The 16986-nt window shown below is 38.5% G+C and carries 14 protein-coding genes; 8 read left to right on the top strand and 6 right to left on the bottom strand.

Features of this window, described 5'->3' with window-relative positions:
• Positions 1-8: 8 nt before the first annotated feature.
• The 3 genes from GWI68_RS00915 to hemN all read left to right on the top strand — a co-directional run bounded on the left by GWI68_RS00915 (position 9) and on the right by hemN (position 3251).
• Entirely contained in the window at positions 9-362 is a 354-nt protein-coding gene (locus tag GWI68_RS00915; RefSeq protein WP_166539124.1) for a DUF4810 domain-containing protein, read from the top strand.
• Positions 359-1015: a DUF799 domain-containing protein gene (locus tag GWI68_RS00910; RefSeq protein ID WP_109408968.1), complete on the top strand. Its 657-nt coding sequence runs from the start codon at positions 359-361 to the stop codon at positions 1013-1015. Before GWI68_RS00915 ends, GWI68_RS00910 begins: the two co-directional genes overlap by 4 nt.
• 862 nt (positions 1016-1877) lie before the next feature.
• Positions 1878-3251: an oxygen-independent coproporphyrinogen III oxidase gene (hemN, locus tag GWI68_RS00905; RefSeq protein WP_166539123.1), complete on the top strand. Its 1374-nt coding sequence runs from the start codon at positions 1878-1880 to the stop codon at positions 3249-3251.
• 20 nt (positions 3252-3271) lie between these two features.
• Here hemN and glnG read toward each other — a convergent pair whose 3' ends face one another.
• From glnG to glnA, 3 genes are all read right to left on the bottom strand, one after another.
• Positions 3272-4696 carry a nitrogen regulation protein NR(I) gene (gene glnG / locus GWI68_RS00900; RefSeq protein ID WP_109408966.1) on the bottom strand — a complete coding sequence of 475 codons (1425 nt, stop codon included), beginning with the start codon at positions 4694-4696 and terminating at the stop codon, positions 3272-3274.
• A gap of 10 nt (positions 4697-4706) precedes the next feature.
• A complete protein-coding gene (gene glnL / locus GWI68_RS00895; protein ID WP_109408965.1) occupies positions 4707-5753 on the bottom strand; it encodes a nitrogen regulation protein NR(II) in 1047 nt (348 codons plus the stop codon).
• A gap of 185 nt (positions 5754-5938) precedes the next feature.
• On the bottom strand, positions 5939-7348 hold the full coding sequence (glnA, locus tag GWI68_RS00890; protein ID WP_072068833.1) for a glutamate--ammonia ligase: 1410 nt from the start codon (positions 7346-7348) through the stop codon (positions 5939-5941).
• Positions 7349-7707: 359 nt separating this feature from the next.
• On the opposite strand from glnA, the gene typA reads away from it, so the two are divergent.
• From typA to rluF, 5 genes are all read left to right on the top strand, one after another.
• Positions 7708-9543 carry a ribosome-dependent GTPase TypA gene (gene typA, locus GWI68_RS00885; protein WP_166539122.1) on the top strand — a complete coding sequence of 612 codons (1836 nt, stop codon included), beginning with the start codon at positions 7708-7710 and terminating at the stop codon, positions 9541-9543.
• A 491-nt stretch (positions 9544-10034) separates the two neighbouring features.
• Positions 10035-10652 carry a glucose-1-phosphatase gene (gene yihX, locus GWI68_RS00880; protein WP_109408963.1) on the top strand — a complete coding sequence of 206 codons (618 nt, stop codon included), beginning with the start codon at positions 10035-10037 and terminating at the stop codon, positions 10650-10652.
• A 67-nt stretch (positions 10653-10719) separates the two neighbouring features.
• Positions 10720-11157, top strand: a complete 438-nt coding sequence (gene dtd, locus GWI68_RS00875; RefSeq protein WP_166539121.1) for a D-aminoacyl-tRNA deacylase — start codon at positions 10720-10722, stop codon at positions 11155-11157.
• A gap of 36 nt (positions 11158-11193) precedes the next feature.
• The gene (gene fabY / locus GWI68_RS00870; protein WP_109408962.1) at positions 11194-12108 is read left to right on the top strand and encodes a fatty acid biosynthesis protein FabY; all 915 of its coding nucleotides are present in this window, start codon (positions 11194-11196) and stop codon (positions 12106-12108) included.
• Positions 12109-12302: 194 nt separating this feature from the next.
• The gene (gene rluF / locus GWI68_RS00865) at positions 12303-13184 is read left to right on the top strand and encodes a 23S rRNA pseudouridine(2604) synthase RluF (RefSeq protein WP_166539120.1); all 882 of its coding nucleotides are present in this window, start codon (positions 12303-12305) and stop codon (positions 13182-13184) included.
• An 81-nt stretch (positions 13185-13265) separates the two neighbouring features.
• Here rluF and GWI68_RS00860 read toward each other — a convergent pair whose 3' ends face one another.
• The 3 genes from GWI68_RS00860 to GWI68_RS00850 form a co-directional block, all read right to left on the bottom strand.
• The gene (locus tag GWI68_RS00860; protein ID WP_072068827.1) at positions 13266-13505 is read right to left on the bottom strand and encodes a hypothetical protein; all 240 of its coding nucleotides are present in this window, start codon (positions 13503-13505) and stop codon (positions 13266-13268) included.
• A gap of 87 nt (positions 13506-13592) precedes the next feature.
• Positions 13593-15269 (bottom strand): AsmA family protein, encoded by a 1677-nt coding sequence (locus GWI68_RS00855; protein ID WP_166539119.1) that lies wholly within the window; start codon positions 15267-15269, stop codon positions 13593-13595.
• A 201-nt stretch (positions 15270-15470) separates the two neighbouring features.
• Positions 15471-16862, bottom strand: a complete 1392-nt coding sequence (locus GWI68_RS00850; protein ID WP_166539118.1) for a uracil-xanthine permease family protein — start codon at positions 16860-16862, stop codon at positions 15471-15473.
• Between the last annotated feature and the right edge of the window lie 124 nt (positions 16863-16986).

The raw sequence follows: 16986 nt of genomic DNA, 5'->3' as shown, positions 1-16986 counted from the left end.
ATATAACAATGTTAAAATCATTAATGAGCCTTGCTTTTGGCGCACTATTATTAACAGGGTGCGCAAGTGGCCCTAAACCGCTTTATAACTGGGATAGCTATCAACAAGTGGTTTATCAACACTATCAACAAAGTGAAAGTGACCCTCAAGCACAGATTGATACATTAAAGAAAAGTATTGAACTTTCCCGCGCTAAATCATTAGGTATTCCACCAGGATTACATGCACATTTAGGCATGTTATATGGTGCAACAGGTGCATTAGATTTAGCGATGGCTGAATTTAATGAGGAAAAAGCACTTTACCCTGAATCAGCAGAATTTATGGATCGCCTGATGAAAAACAAAGGAATGCAAAAATGAGTCGTTTATTTGCTTTAATGTGTTTTGCGTTTGCGTTGGTATTAACGGGTTGTGCTCAACCTGTCAAAACAGATTACACCGCCTTTAAACAAAGTAAGCCAAAAAGTATTTTAGTTTTAGTGCCACAAAACCACACAACAGAGGTTGGTGCGGGGCATAGTTTCTTATCTCAAGTGACGTATCCTTTGGCTGAAGCGGGCTATTATGTTTTCCCAGTTGCGGTCGTTGAAGAGACATTTAAGCAAAATGGTCTATCAATGGCTGGAGATATTCACGCAGTAAGTCCGAATAAATTGCGTGAAATCTTTGGTGCTGATGCGGTTTTATACTTAGATATCACTGAATTCGGCACGTCATACCAAGTTATTTCCAGTGATACACGAGTCACTGTTAGTGCTAAACTTGTTGATCTCCGTAATGGTGGTGTGTTGTGGAGCAGTTCTGCAACCGCATCAAGTACAGAGACAGAAAGTTCATCAAGCAGCTTAGTGGGAATGTTGGTTTCTGCTGTTGTGAATCAAATCGTTAATACCGTTTCTGATAAGAGTTACCAAATTGCAGGAATAACCAGTGTGCGGTTACTTTCAGCAGGTAAAGCAAATGGTATTTTATACGGCCCTCGCTCACCTAATTATGGTAAAGAAGCAAAATAATTTAATGCTATAAATTAACCATAATAAAGAAAAAGGCTCTGTTTTATGTGATCATAATAAACAGGGCCTTTCTATTTGTTATTATCAAATAATAATAATTCTTATTAGCTATTAAAGGAATGCAGATATTTTAATCAAAGAAATTAGATTAATAACAAAGAAAATAAAATAGAGGGTTATTTTTATTGAAAAGAGAAACCATCCTTGGTTGCTAGTCCGTTTCCTTCCATGGTTAATAATCCATAATTCGGGTATATAAAAGAGACTGATAAAATAAGAGAATGGTCAATTAAAATAAGATAAGGTATGGGGGATGCTATCTTTCCTTGTAATATAGCGACCTTTATTCTTTAAATGACTCTCAAATTTAAATCAAAACACGACTGAGTTGGATATTAATCAATGTTTTGTCCTAGGGTATGTAATATTATAATTTAGGTAAAGATATAATTATTACTATTATTGCAACCATCGAATTACGAGAGAATAAAAAAATAATAAAATTAATATAACGAGATATTTAATTAATTTAAATCGTATTTTGAGTAATATATCGTTTTAAACTCTGGGTAAAAGTTGAGAAGCGTTATTTTAAAATAATAAAGCTTAACTAACATGTTGAATAAACTTAAATTATTCATGAATATCTTTAATGAGTAAGACTATTTTTATGTAATGTGATTTATATCACATATTGTATTCGGGCCGGATAGCCTATGAATAAGAAGATAAGGGGATTTATACGATACCCCTTTCGATCATATTCAGTTCTCGATTTATTGGTTACACTATTATTTCAGATATTCATAATGTCTGTTTGCTGGTATGAGATATCAGCGGTTCACTTTTGGAAGGTAGAGGCATGTCAGAACAAACAATTATTTGGGATCTTGACCTGATCCATAAGTATAACTATTCAGGTCCTCGCTATACATCATACCCAACAGCATTGGAATTTAATCAACAATATGGTGATGCTGATTTTATCAAAGCGACTCAACGTTATCCTGAGCGCCCTTTATCACTTTATATCCATATTCCTTTCTGCCATAAGCTGTGTTATTTCTGTGGTTGTAATAAAATTATTACGCGGCATAAACATAAAGCAGACGAGTATCTTGATGTTTTAGAAAAAGAAATTATTAATAGAGCTCGTTATTTTAAAGACCGAAAAGTGACTCAAATGCATTGGGGTGGGGGTACGCCTACTTTTCTGGATAAGCAACAAATTAGTCGATTGGTTTCGTTATTACGTCAGCATTTTCATTTTGTCGATAATGCAGAGCTTTCTATTGAAATTGACCCGCGTGAGATTGAATTAGATGTTATCGATCATTTGCGTAATGAAGGCTTTAACCGCCTGAGTATGGGCGTGCAAGATTTCAATAAAGAAGTACAACAAAAAGTAAATCGTGAGCAAGACGAAGCATTTATTTTTGCATTAGTAGAGCGTGCGCGTGAAGTGGGTTTTCACTCTACTAGTATTGATTTAATTTATGGCTTACCTAAGCAAACCAAAGAGAGTTTTGCCTTTACATTAAAACGTGTCATTGAATTATCGCCAGATAGATTAAGTGTATTTAATTATGCTCATTTGCCTAATTTATTTGCGGCTCAACGTAAAATTAAAGATGAAGATCTCCCTTTAGCGGAAGAAAAATTAGAAATATTACAAGAAACCATTTCTACGCTAACGACAAATGGCTATCAATTTATTGGAATGGATCATTTTGCTAAGCCTGATGATGAATTAGCGGTTGCTCAGCGCAAAGGTATTTTACATCGTAATTTCCAAGGATATACCACTCATGAAGAGTGTGATTTATTAGGTATGGGTGTTTCTGCAATTAGTATGTTAGGGGATAACTATGCGCAAAATGAGAAGGTATTGAAAGAGTATTATGCGCGTGTAAATAGTGAAGGTAATGCACTATGGCGAGGTTTATCACTGACTAATGATGATTGTATTCGCCGTGATGTAATTAAAACCTTAATTTGTAATTTTAATTTGCATTTTTCTGATATTGAAAAAATGCACGATATTGTCTTCCATGACTATTTTAAAGAAGATTTAGAATTACTTGTGCCAATGAAAGATGATGGTTTAGTTGAAATAACAGCTGATGGCATTCAAGTGACACCAAGAGGACGTTTGCTTATTCGTAATATCTGCATGTGTTTTGATACCTATTTACGAAATCAAATGCGCCAACGTCAATTCTCACGTGTAATTTAATTGATGAAGGGGGTAGAGGATCAATATTCCTCTATCCCTAATTCTTTTAATTTTCGGGTTAATGTATTTCTGCCCCAACCTAATAATCGTGCGGCATCTTGTTTATGGCCTTGTGTATAGGCTAGGGCGCTGAGTAAAAGTGTCCGTTCAAACTGAGGTAATGCATTCGTTAGGATATTGTCTTTTCCTTCAGCTAATGCTTCATCTGCCCATAATGAAAGATGTTGTGACCAATGTTGAGATGAAGCAATTCGACTGATATTTTTTGCTTTCTCATCGGGTTGGCGAATTTCTTGTGGTAAATCTTGAGGCATAATTTCTTGGCTTGCCGTCATTACCGTTAACCAGCGACACACATTCTCTAATTGTCTTACGTTACCTGACCAGTTGTATTCCATCATTATTTGCAAACTTTGCTGATGAAGCGCTTTGGCTTCGACGCCTAATTCTTTTGCTGTTTTTTGTAGAAAATAGCGCGCTAAGCTGGGAATATCTTCAGTTCTATCACGTAATGGTGGTAATTGAATGCGTATTACATTAAGTCGATGATAGAGATCTTCACGAAAATCACCCGCTTGAACGCGTTTTTCTAAGTCTTGATGTGTAGCGGCAATAATACGCACATCAACTTTAACAGGAGCATAACCGCCTACTCGGTAAAATTGTCCTTCAGCAAGCACTCGTAGTAACCGTGTCTGAATGTCGAGGGGCATATCACCAATTTCATCAAGAAAAAGAGAACCCCCATTTGCTTGTTCAAATCGCCCTTGGCGTACTTGAGACGCACCTGTAAATGCCCCTTTTTCATGACCAAAAAGCTCTGATTCAATTAAATCTTTAGGAATTGCCGCCATATTGAGAGCAATAAAAGGAGAAGAAGCTCTTGGGCTGTGGCGATGTAATGCATGTGCGACTAGCTCTTTTCCGGTACCTGATTCACCATTAATAAGTACACTGATTGAGGAGCGAGAAAGTCGACCAATAATACGGTAAACCTCTTGCATTGCAGGCGCTTCACCAATCATATCAGAAACAGATTGCAGAGTAGGTTCAGTCGTATTGGGCTGTTTTTGCTCGCGATAATGCGTAATTGCACGATCAATTAATGCTAAGGTTTCATCAATATCAAAGGGTTTCGGTAAATAATCAAAAGCCCCTTGTTGATAAGCATTTACTGCGGCATCCAGATCAGAATGCGCAGTCATAATTATCACGGGTAAAGTAGGGTAGCTTTCTTTAATGATTTTAAGAAGAGATAAACCATCGATATCAGGCATACGAATATCAGATAGCAAGACATCTGGCATTTCTGTATTGAGGGCGTTAAGTACATCATTTGCATGTTCGAAAGTTTTACATACAAGGCCTTCACGAGAAATTGCACGTTCCAGTACCCAGCGAATAGAGCTGTCATCATCGACAACCCACACATTTCCTTTTTGCATTAGTTATCTCCTACTTAATTGGTAAATAAATAGAAAATTCGGTATTCCCAGGCCAACTGGTAAATTCAATTTTACCTGCATGCTGATCCACTAAATTACGCGCAATTGATAATCCCAATCCATTTCCTCCTTCTCTACCGCTTACCATGGGATAAAAAAGAGTATCTTGTAAGTGAGAAGGGATCCCATCGCCAGTATCAATTACATCAATACGAGCAACAAGGCGATGACGCTCACCATGGAGTGTGACTTGAAAAGCAGTACGGGTACGCAAGATAATCGTCCCTCCTGTTTTTTCAACGGCTTGTAAAGCATTGCGTGTAATATTTAGGAGTACTTGTTCTATTTGATCTGGGTAATGTGATAACTCAGGCAAACTGGGATCGTAATCTTTTAACAAGGTGACATTGTCAGGGCATTCAAGTGAAATAAGTTGAGCCACTCGCTCAACAACATGATGAATACTCTGATATGTTTTTGTTCCTGGGTGTTGTGGGCCAAGTAGTCTGTCCACCAGCACACGCAGGCGATCAGCTTGTTCAATAATAACTTGCGTATATTCTGTTAAGGCAGGATCGGGCAATGATTTTGCCAGCAATTGTGCCGCGCCCCTTAACCCACCTAACGGGTTTTTAATTTCATGTGCCAGCCCCCTAACCAATTCCCTCGCTGCCATTTGCTGTGCTTGTTGTATCTGCTCTTGGCTTAACCGGCGTTGACTATCCATAGGCGCCAGTTCCAGCAAAATGTGTTGCTCGGAAATAGGTTGGGCACTGAGCGACATTGTGTGTGATTGGTTATTAACAACCAATATCACTTCATTGTCAGTAAAGCTTTGTCCACTCGCTAACGTTTCACGCATTAAATCAGCATCAAAAGAGTAATAGCTGAATAAGGCAGTAAAAGGCGTTTCAAATAATTTTCGGCGGCTTTGTGCTAAAACCTGTAACGCAGAATGATTCGCATAACAAATAATAAACTCTTTGTTGATAACCAATACTGAGTGTATCAATGAGTCCAAAATTAATGTGTTATCAGGTAAGTCTGCCGTTTCCATATTGAATACCTCTTTGCACCATTTTAGTGCATCTTACCTTTATTGCATTAATGAACCAATGCGTAAGTGAATAGACGGACTCCTTAAGTGGGAGAAAAGTGCCCATCCGAAGATGGGCAAAATAGCTTCACGGCAAAAAAAACAGTTTTACATCTTGGCTTAAGTTTTTATCGGTAAAACTTATCTTAAGCGCTGTAATACATTTCAAATTCAAGAGGATGTGGAGCCATACGTACACGTTGAACATCTGCACGTAATAATTCTAAATAAGCATCAATAGCATCGTCAGTAAATACACCACCACGAGTTAAGAACTCACGATCGGCATTCAGTGTATTTAATGCTTCCTCTAGTGAACCTGCGACAGTTGGGATCTCTTTGGCTTCTTCTGGTGGTAAGTCATAGAGATTCTTATCCATAGCATCACCAGGGTGAATTTTATTGATAATTCCATCAAGACCAGCCATTAACTGAGCTGCAAACGCGAGATAAGGGTTTGCTAAAGGATCAGGGAAGCGTACTTCAATACGGCGTGCTTTCATGCTGGCAACCACTGGAATACGAATTGATGCCGAGCGGTTACGTGCGGAGTAAGCCAACATAACAGGAGCTTCAAAACCCGGAACTAAACGTTTATAAGAGTTAGTTGTTGGGTTAGTAAACGCATTGAGTGCACGAGCATGTTTGATAATACCGCCGATGTAATACAGCGCCATTTCAGATAATCCGCCGTATTTGTCACCTGCAAACAGGTTTACACCGTTTTTAGACAGTGACATATGGCAGTGCATACCTGAACCGTTATCACCCACGAGAGGTTTTGGCATAAAGGTCGCTGTTTTACCAAATACGTGAGCTACATTTTGTACCACGTATTTATAAATTTGGGTTTCATCTGCTTTTTTGGTCATGGTATTGAAGCGAGTCGCCACTTCGTTTTGACCTGCTGTTGCCACTTCATGATGGTGTGCTTCAACCACTAAGCCCATTTCTTCCATAATGTTACACATGGTAGAACGAATATCTTGTGATGAATCAACAGGTGGCAGTGGGAAATAACCGCCTTTAACCATAGGGCGGTGCCCTTTGTTACCGTCTTCATATTTTGTGTTGGTGTTCCAAGCTGCTTCAATATCGTTGATAGCGTAAGAAGCACCTGAAATATCGTTTTTAAAACGAATATCATCAAACAGGAAGAATTCAGGTTCTGGCCCAAATAATACGGTGTCTGCAATACCACTTGATTTTAAATAATCTTCAGCACGTTTTGAGATAGAGCGTGGATCGCGGTCATAACCTTTCATTGTGCCCGGTTCTAGCACATCACAACGAATAATCAGGGTTGGATCTTGAAAGAATGGGTCGAGCATTGCGGTTGTTGCATCTGGCATCAGTACCATGTCTGATTCGTTAATGCCTTTCCAGCCACCAATAGAGGAACCATCGAACATTTTTCCTTCTTCAAAGAAATCATCGTTAACCTGATGAGCCGGAATAGTAAGATGTTGTTCTTTACCGCGGGTATCAGTGAAACGTAAGTCAATATATCTAACTTTATGTTCTTCAATCATGGATAACACATGTTCAAGGGACATAGGAACTCTCCTGGCGAATGGTTTTATTGAGTGCAGTGGCCTTACACATTTTTCGGTGAATTTTTTGCTCACCTAAATTCTATTGCGAAAAGCATGCCAACTTATCTAAAAAGGGATATATACTGTATTGATGAAGTTTAGTGTAGAATATCTCCTGTGATTTTTTAATTATTGCACAAAGTTGGTGCAAATTAAGCCTAATTAGTTGCACTATTTTAGTGCAAACGAACGGATGCTACTAAATTCTGAGGCGTGAAAAGGATCACAATTCAATTAATTGCATATTGTTAAGCAATCATTATTGTGATCTTGTTTAGTCTCTCGTCTAAAGCGTGTACAATACTGCGCTTATTTCTACAATGCCTGAGGCAAATTTTGTGATCGAAAACTTGCGTAATATCGCCATCATCGCCCACGTTGACCATGGTAAAACAACTATCGTCGATAAATTACTACAGCAATCTGGTACGTTCGGTGAACGTGAAACCGTTGCTGAGCGCGTGATGGACTCAAATGATCTCGAAAGAGAGCGCGGAATTACTATTCTTGCGAAAAATACAGCGATTAAATGGAATGACTATCGTATCAATATCGTAGATACCCCAGGACACGCCGACTTCGGTGGTGAGGTAGAACGCGTTATGTCTATGGTAGACAGCGTTCTATTGCTGGTTGACGCGATGGATGGCCCAATGCCACAAACTCGTTTTGTGACACAAAAAGCATTTGCTAACAACTTAAAACCTATTGTTGTTATCAATAAAGTTGACCGCCCTGGTGCGCGTCCAGACTGGGTTGTTGATCAGGTATTTGACCTGTTCGTAAACTTAGGTGCAACTGACGAACAACTTGATTTCCCAATTATCTATGCATCTGCATTAAATGGTATTGCGGGAACAGATTACAATGACATGGCTGAAGATATGACTCCGTTATATGAAGCTATTGTCAAATATGTAGAGCCACCAAAAGTGGATCTGGAAGGCACATTCCAGATGCAAATTTCTCAGTTGGACTACAACAACTACATGGGTGTTATCGGTATCGGTCGTATTAAGCGTGGTAAGGTTAAACCTAACCAACAAGTGACTATCATCGATAGCGAAGGTAATACCCGTAACGGTAAAGTCGGTAAAGTTTTAGGCCATTTAGGCTTAGAGCGTATCGAAGTTGATGTTGCTGAAGCTGGCGATATCATCGCAATCACTGGTTTAGGTGAACTGAATATCTCTGATACGATTTGTGAAGTCGGTGCTGTTGAAGCGCTACCTGCATTAGCCGTTGATGAACCAACTGTTAGCATGTATTTCTGTGTTAATACTTCACCATTCTGTGGTCGTGAAGGTAAATTCGTGACTTCTCGTCAGATTTTAGATCGTCTGAAAAAAGAGTTAGTCCATAACGTTGCATTACGTGTAGAAGAAACTGAAGATCCAGATGCATTCCGTGTATCAGGTCGTGGTGAGCTTCACCTGTCAGTTCTGATTGAAAATATGCGTCGTGAAGGTTACGAATTAGGTGTATCTCGTCCTAAAGTTATCTTCCGTGATATTGACGGCCGTAAACAAGAGCCTTTCGAACAAGTTACTATCGACATTGAAGAACAGCACCAAGGTGATGTGATGCAAGCGATGGGTGAGCGTAAAGGTGAAATGCGCGATATGCAACCAGATGGTAAAGGACGTGTACGTTTAGACTACATTATCCCTAGCCGTGGTCTGATTGGTTTCCGTACTGAATTTATGACCATGACATCAGGTACTGGTTTACTGTATGCAACATTCAGTCATTATGATGATGTTCGCCCAGGTGAAATCGGTCGTCGTAATAACGGTGTTATGATCTCTAATGGCCAAGGTAAAGCCGTTGCTTACGCACTGTATAGCTTACAAGACCGCGGTAAATTATTTGTTACTCATGGTGCAGAAGTTTATGAAGGCCAAGTAATTGGTATTCATACTCGCTCTAATGACTTAACAGTAAACTGTTTAACAGGTAAAAAGCTAACTAACATGCGTGCTTCTGGTACCGATGAGGCGACAACGCTGACTCCACACCTGAAACAAACATTAGAACAAGCATTAGAATTTATTGATGACGATGAGTTAGTTGAAGTAACTCCGCAGTCTATCCGTCTGCGTAAGCGTTATCTGTCAGAAAATGATCGTCGTCGTGCTTACCGTAGCAAAGACTAATTCATTATTCTGATAACATAATTCTTAGGGCGCGTTAGCGCCCTGAGTTTATACTCGTCATACTTTAAGTTACAGGGGTGTTGATTACACTCAACTAGTCGAGTTACATAGTTTATCTATGTTCCCCGCCTATCTGTAATTCAAATTATTTAGAGTATAGGTACTATCAGTACTATAAGACGAATGCGGTGGTTTATTTACCATCGCATAAGTTTTTCTTCCTCAAGTTAAATCTACAACTTAAGTGTTGTTTATCACTCAAAATACAACTTATAAGTTGTTTTCTGGTATCAATATCAAAAATCATCATCCACCCTATTATGCATTATAGATAATGATGCTTTTAGTCTCATTTTTCGTCTCTCCCTATTCTGGTTTTATGTTTTACAAAAAAATTAAGTGTGATTATTGTACTTTTTTAGCGTTTAAGCCTGTTCAGTAAAGCGATTTATGATTAAAGTAAAATGAGTTTTCTATTATGGAGAGGATTTATGCTTTATATCTTTGATATGGGTAATGTGATTATTGATATCGATTTTAACCGGGTATTCGCAGTATGGAGTAAACTCAGTGGTGTTCCATTAGCGAACATAAAAAAGAACTTCACCACAGGAGAGATCTTTAAATTACACGAACGCGGCAATATTACAGACATCGAATTTGCAGAAGAAATCAGTTCAGAATTAGGCATGAATTTAAGCTTTGAACAGTTTGCTGAAGGATGGCAGGCTATTTTTATCGCAGTTCGCCCCGAAGTCATTGATATAATGAATAAATTAAGAGAGCAAGGACATCGGGTTGTGGTATTATCAAATACTAATCGCTTACACCAAGATTATTGGCCAGAACACTATCCTGAAATTGCAGCTTCCGCAGATTTTCTCTATCTATCTCAAGATATTGGAATGAGAAAGCCTGATCCTGAAATCTATAAATATGTTTTACAGTCTGAAGATATTGAAGCACAAGATGCCGTTTTCTTTGATGATGTAAAAGCCAACGTTGATGCTGCCATTGCTGTGGGAATAAAAGGTGTGCATGTCATTGATAAACAAACCATCATTGACTATTTTAAAGATTATGATTTTTCTCTCCCGGTAGAAGAATAATGCTATTGTAAGGATAACAATATATTGAATTTGTTATCCTTTTTTATTGATTCATTTTGGAGAGAGTATGATCGCGTTAATTCAACGAGTGACACAGGCAAACGTGGATATTGCCGGTGAAACAGTGGGCGCTATTAATCAAGGCTTATTGGTTTTATTAGGTGTAGAGAAAGACGACAACGAACAGAAAGCCAAAAGATTATGTGAAAAAGTGTGCGGTTATCGCATCTTTAGTGATGAAAACGACAAAATGAACCTAAATGTGCAACAAGCTGGTGGCAGTTTATTAGTTGTCTCTCAATTCACTCTTGCCGCAGAAACACAAAAAGGAATGCGCCCAGGATTTTCAAACGGCGCGTCGCCAGAATTAGCGAAAAATCTCTATCACTACTTTATTGAACAGTGCCAGCTACAAGGCTTAGAAACGCAAACAGGCCAATTTGCCGCAGATATGCAAATCACACTGACTAATGATGGCCCTGTTACCTTCTGGTTGCAGGTATAACGTCAAACATGTAGTGATGTAAAAAGGAGCTCAGATATGTACCATTTACGAACCCCAAAAACAGAGGCCGAATTTGAGGCTTATTATGCTTTTCGTTGGGAAATGCTTCGTAAACCTCTACATCAACCTGAAGGCTCTGAAAAAGACGGGTATGATACCTTTGCTCATCACCAAATGGTTGTTGATGAAACAGGGCAACCCGTTGCAATTGGGCGACTTTATATTAATGCGGATAACGAAGGGGCTATCCGCTTTATGGCGGTACGTACTGATGCGCAAGGTAAAGGCTTAGGTACTCTTGTTGCCATGGCGCTAGAGTCATTGGCTCGCCAAGAAGGTATAAAACGGATCGTGTGCAGTGCAAGAGAAGAGTCTGTAAGCTTCTTTGAAAAATTGGGTTATGAAAATTGTGGCCTAGTTACAGGTCCGCAAACAACACCCATAAAGCATTTCTTTATGAAAAAAAGTATTGAGTCCTTAGATGATATTCTTCATCGGCCTGATTGGTGTGCTGAATTACAAAAACAGTGGCATCAACATATTCCATTAAGTGAAAAAATGGGATTACGCATCACTCAATATACGGGAACTCGTTTTTATACCACTATCCCAGAAGCGGGAAATCAAAATCCCCATCACACCATTTTTGCTGGTAGCCAATTTTCACTTGCCACCTTAACAGGTTGGGGATTGATTTGGTTATTAATGCAAGAGCATAAATTACAAGGTGATATTGTGCTGGTGGATGCCCATATTCGTTATCGTAAACCTGTTTCTGGGCGTCCTGCTGCCGTTGCTGATATGGAAAATTTAAGTGGTGATTTAGGACGATTAGCAAAGGGGAGTAAGGCACGTATTAAGTTAGATGTCGATATTTGCGGTGATGAAGGAGTTGGTGCTGTTTTTAGTGGTACTTATATTGTTTTACCTGCACAAAACAAGCAATGTTAGGTGGTTAAAGTTAATTAATTGAATTTAATGATTTTTTATCTTTTTTGCGTTAAAGAGTGTGGATAATTAATTTATACTTTAATGCTTATCTTATTAGGTGAGCCACAAAATTCCATCCTTTAGGGCGAGGAGAATGGCAAAGTGTTTCTATCGCGATCCAATTGATGTATATTTCGCAGTTTACGGAGGGAAGCATGGACACCAATTTATCTACTCGTCTTAATAAATATATCAGTGAAAGCGGGATCTGCTCACGTCGTGAGGCTGACCGTTATATTGAGCAAGGACTTGTCCTTATTAATGGCAAACGCGCTGGTATCGGCGATCAAGTATTTGCTGGCGATGAAGTCAAAGTTAATGGTCGATTGATTGAAGCACAAGATAATTCTGAGCTGGTGCTGATTGCGCTGAATAAACCTGTGGGTATTGTCAGTACCACAGATGATGGCGAAAAAGATAATATTGTTGATTATGTTAACCACAGTACCCGTATTTTTCCAATTGGCCGTTTAGATAAAGATTCACAGGGATTGATTTTCCTGACTAACCACGGTGATTTAGTCAATAAAATCTTACGTGCAGGTAACGATCACGAAAAAGAGTACCTTGTGACAGTGAATAAACCGATCACCGATGAGTTTATTCATGGAATGAGTGCAGGCGTTCCTATCATGGGACAAAAAACCAAGAAATGTAAGGTGAAGAAAGAAGCACCAATGGTGTTTCGTATTACCTTAGTTCAAGGGCTAAATCGCCAAATTCGCCGTATGTGTGAATATTTTGGTTATGAGGTCACTAAGCTTGAGCGTATTCGTATTATGAATGTGAGCTTATCGGGATTGCCTGTTGGTGAATGGCGTGACCTGACCGATGATGAACTGATTACCTTATTTGAAGCGATTGAAAAATCAACGTCTGAAGCACCACCAAAAGCAAAACAAAGTAAACCTAAAAAACAAATCAGTAGTAATGCAAAAACCTTGGGTATTCATATTCCTCAAACAAAAACCAAAGAAACGGAAAATAACTCTCGTAAGCGCTTTGTTCAACCGGGTCGAAAAAAGAAAAAACGCTAATTTCATCTCTGTAGATGCGATAAAAACAAAAAAACACCTGAAAGGGTGTTTTTTGTTTGTTCTATTTAGGCATCAATAAAATTAGTCTAAATTCAACTCATCTAATTTATTTTGGCGACGTTCAAGCACAATCGCTGCAAGTTCGGCATCCATAACCCGTTCAATTAAGGCGTCATAGTCTTCTTTAGAGAGGCAATAGAACAACGGAGTTTTGTTGTCATCACACACAAGCAGTGTGCTGTTATCTTCAAGTGCAGTTAAAGGAGATTGTTGAAACGTGTTTAAAGATATTTTTTCAGGGGAAAAATCTTCGTCAGACATGAAAACTCCACAATAAAGAAAAGGGCAATAGCGCATTGTAACGCTTTTTATTAAGGGAGCAATCCGTGCTCCTGCGAAAGATCAATATTATAGATGATTAATTATTTCACCATTTTGTATTTCTGAATTGAGTATTTGTTGCTCACCTTTACTTCCAGTCAACGTACCATTGAGTGTTGATATCACTGGGCTCGCACGTAAATTACCTTTCAATTTTAGTGTGAATTGGCCTATTTCATCAGAGTAGGTTGTTTTTAAACCTAATGTATAAGGCGTTGATAAAGGCACATTGAGCCCATTAGCAATGAGTGAGAACTGACGTTGTTGGTTAGATTGCACTAAACCTGCTGAGCCTCGCACAATACCATCACCAATAAAGGCCGAATATTGCTCAACAATTGCATTATCTTGTTGAGTGACAAGGTGTAGATCAGGTCGACGTAATTCAATTCTATTTAATGTCCCACTATCTGCATTTAATATAGCTGAACCCTGCCATAATCCCCATTCACCTTCTTTTGCAATAATTAAATTTTGCAGTTTTCCTGTTAACCCTGTGAATTGGAAAGGAAACTCTGGTGTAATATCAATTAAAATTGATTGGTTTATGGATAACTGTTCGATAGTAATATTTTGAATATCACTGCTGTTATCAATAGGTTTAGCTAAAAAAGTGAGCCAATTTTCAGGGAGTGTGTATAAAAGGCCTGAAAGTGTCGCTTCATGAATAGAGATAGTTTTCGAGTCTTTATTCCAATCACCTGCAAGTTTAATTAAGCCTTTCTCATAGCGTAGGCTGAGGTTATCTAGATTGAGCTGATTGTTTTGCTGATTCAGTTTTGCGATAAGATCAGTGAAATGTTCATCTTGAAAAACAACGTCATTTGCGTTGAGTTCACCCATTGTGAATGTGAGGTTTTTATCCCAATCAAATTGAGAAAATTGACCATCAAAACCACTTACTGCCCACTGTTTTCCTTCAGCCGTAAAATCAATAATATTAAGCGCTCTTATGCTAATGTGTGGGTATTTAGAGATTGATTGTATTAAATCACTGAAGGTTTGAGAGGATTGCCAACGTAGGCCATTCATATAAACTTCATCAAATTTCCATTGATTATCTTGATATTGACCACTTAATGAGAGTGAGCCATTAAGTAAACGCGTTCCTAGTTTTTCTATTTGAATATTATTTGGTTGATATTGACCAGAAATAATGAAGTTACTGAATTCATTATTATTTATTGCGCCATTAGCAATGGAAAATTGAAAATGGCCAGCTCCAATAAAATCTTCCGATGTAGGTGCCCAAGGTGTAATTCCCCCCGTCACTTTGTTTGCTTCGAAAGAAAAATCCGTATTGGTACTGTTTAAAATCATATTTTTAAATTGCAGAATATCAGCGCTTAACGGTATTGATGGAGCCTTATTGGTAAATTCAATATTGCCATTTTCTAATGTAATCTTTTGCAGGTGAGAAGGAGCAGTAAAAAATTGCCAATTAAATCGAATTTGTGCTGATTTTGCGAAGACAGTTGTTTTGTCTTGTTTAGGGTTAACAGAGAGATCATGAACAATAACTTGTTCGGGCTGCATGAGGTCATGTTCAATACCTGAGAAGCGAATATCGTAATCAGTATATTGTGTTAGCCATTCACTTGTCTTTTGCGCTCCCCACTGAGTCTGAATAAAAGCGTAAATTATAATAATAAATAAAATAACGATAAGTATCAGAGATACCATACTTTTCATCAGCCAGCGCATTGCCCTTCTCCTGTTTTATACTCCATCAAAACATTATACAGTTATGCCTGAAAACTAAGCGATGCTCAAGTATTCATCGGGTAAATCTACGTTATTTCACCTGTTTATTAATGTAAGCGATATAAATAAGATAAAAATAAAACGCCATTTCTCAGTGAGAAAAATGGCGTTTATGTTTTTCCGCTGTTCCGTTTTTAGGGTTTATTTTTCTGGAGGGAAAATTAGATTTAAAATAATTGCAGTTAATCCACCAGCAGCAATACCTGATGATAGCAATGTTTTTAGCCAATCAGGAGCAAACTGCAATATTTGAGGCTGTTGGGAAACCCCTAATCCTACGGCTAGTGAAATCGCCAGGATCATAATTGCTCGGCGATTTAGCGCTTCTTTAGAAACAATACGTACACCTGATGCCGCTATGGTGCCGAACATAACAAGCGTAGCACCACCTAATACAGGCTCAGGAATTTGTTGTACAAATTCTGCAACGAAAGGAAATAAACCCAAAACAACCAACATGGCCGCCACAACATAACCCACATAACGACTGGCAACACCCGTTAATTGAATAACACCGTTATTTTGACCAAAACAGGAGTTTGGAAAGGTATTGAAAAATGCTGATACCATGGAGTTAATTCCATTAGCTAAGACCCCCCCTTTAATACGTTTCATATAAACAGGGCCACTAACCGGTTGTTCAGAGACATCGGACGTGGCTGTGATATCGCCAATGGTTTCCAGTGAGGTGATCATAAACACGAGCATTAAGGGAATAAGCAGATGCCAATCAAATGATAGCCCATAATAAAACGGTTCAGGGATCATCATCATTGGCGTTTCTTGATGTTCTACTGGTGTTGGCAACATATCCAGAGCCCAAGCAAGAATATAACCCACAGCCATAGCTATGACTAAAGAGGCAACACGCAAATAAGGATTTTTTTGTCGATTCAGTAAAATAATAACAATGAGGACCGAGCCTGCTAATAATAAGTTCTGTGGCGAACCAAAAGTATTATTTTCAATAGCAGCATAGCCGCCACCAATAGAGGTTAATCCCACTTGAATTAATGAGAGACCAATAATCATCACGACCACACCAGATACTAAAGGCGTTATGATACGTCTTGCCAAATGAAGTACGCGTGAAAGAACGATTTCTGTTAATGAGGCGACCATTAATGTTCCAAAAAGGGCTGCCATCATTGTTGGGATATCAGCCCCCCCATTTTTCAGTGCTAATCCTCCCATAATTAAAGGAGCAACAAAGTTAAAGCTAGTTCCTTGAATCGATAATAATCCTGAACCAATTGGTCCCCATGCACGAATTTGTATTAAAGAGGCAATTCCTGATGCAAATAAAGACATGCTGATAATGCGTTGGGTATCGTGTGCAGGTAATCCTAAGGCTTGGCAAATGAGGATCGCAGGTGTGATAACTGCGACAAACATGGCTAAAAGATGTTGGCAAGCGGCAAAAAGCGTTTGAGCTAATGGCGGTTTTTCTTCTAAAGCAAAAAGAAGCTCGCTATTTTTTTTAACTGAAACATCACTATCTTTAGGCAATTTTTGATTTTCTGAAGTAACCATGGTGTGAATTTCTTATTCGACAAAAACGGTATTTTAATGATCTACGCCACAAAAGCAATCGTTTGCGTGAAAATGATGTTATCAAAATGCATAAGAGGCGCTCACATTTTTATATGTTTTAACT

Origin of the sequence: Proteus sp. G2669 (assembly GCF_009915245.1) — a bacterium.
GTDB lineage: Bacteria > Pseudomonadota > Gammaproteobacteria > Enterobacterales > Enterobacteriaceae > Proteus.
This window is presented reverse-complemented; position numbering and strand designations above follow the sequence as displayed.

Coding starts and splice junctions, on each gene's coding strand:
- dtd (WP_166539121.1), top strand. CDS start 10,720: ATGATCGCGTTAATTCAACGAGTGACACAGGCAAACGTGGATATTGCC.
- glnG (WP_109408966.1), bottom strand. CDS start 4,696: ATGCAAAAAGGAAATGTGTGGGTTGTCGATGATGACAGCTCTATTCGC.
- fabY (WP_109408962.1), top strand. CDS start 11,194: ATGTACCATTTACGAACCCCAAAAACAGAGGCCGAATTTGAGGCTTAT.
- GWI68_RS00850 (WP_166539118.1), bottom strand. CDS start 16,862: ATGGTTACTTCAGAAAATCAAAAATTGCCTAAAGATAGTGATGTTTCA.
- rluF (WP_166539120.1), top strand. CDS start 12,303: ATGGACACCAATTTATCTACTCGTCTTAATAAATATATCAGTGAAAGC.
- GWI68_RS00855 (WP_166539119.1), bottom strand. CDS start 15,269: ATGCGCTGGCTGATGAAAAGTATGGTATCTCTGATACTTATCGTTATT.
- yihX (WP_109408963.1), top strand. CDS start 10,035: ATGCTTTATATCTTTGATATGGGTAATGTGATTATTGATATCGATTTT.
- glnL (WP_109408965.1), bottom strand. CDS start 5,753: ATGGAAACGGCAGACTTACCTGATAACACATTAATTTTGGACTCATTG.
- hemN (WP_166539123.1), top strand. CDS start 1,878: ATGTCAGAACAAACAATTATTTGGGATCTTGACCTGATCCATAAGTAT.
- GWI68_RS00860 (WP_072068827.1), bottom strand. CDS start 13,505: ATGTCTGACGAAGATTTTTCCCCTGAAAAAATATCTTTAAACACGTTT.
- GWI68_RS00910 (WP_109408968.1), top strand. CDS start 359: ATGAGTCGTTTATTTGCTTTAATGTGTTTTGCGTTTGCGTTGGTATTA.
- typA (WP_166539122.1), top strand. CDS start 7,708: ATGCCTGAGGCAAATTTTGTGATCGAAAACTTGCGTAATATCGCCATC.
- GWI68_RS00915 (WP_166539124.1), top strand. CDS start 9: ATGTTAAAATCATTAATGAGCCTTGCTTTTGGCGCACTATTATTAACA.
- glnA (WP_072068833.1), bottom strand. CDS start 7,348: ATGTCCCTTGAACATGTGTTATCCATGATTGAAGAACATAAAGTTAGA.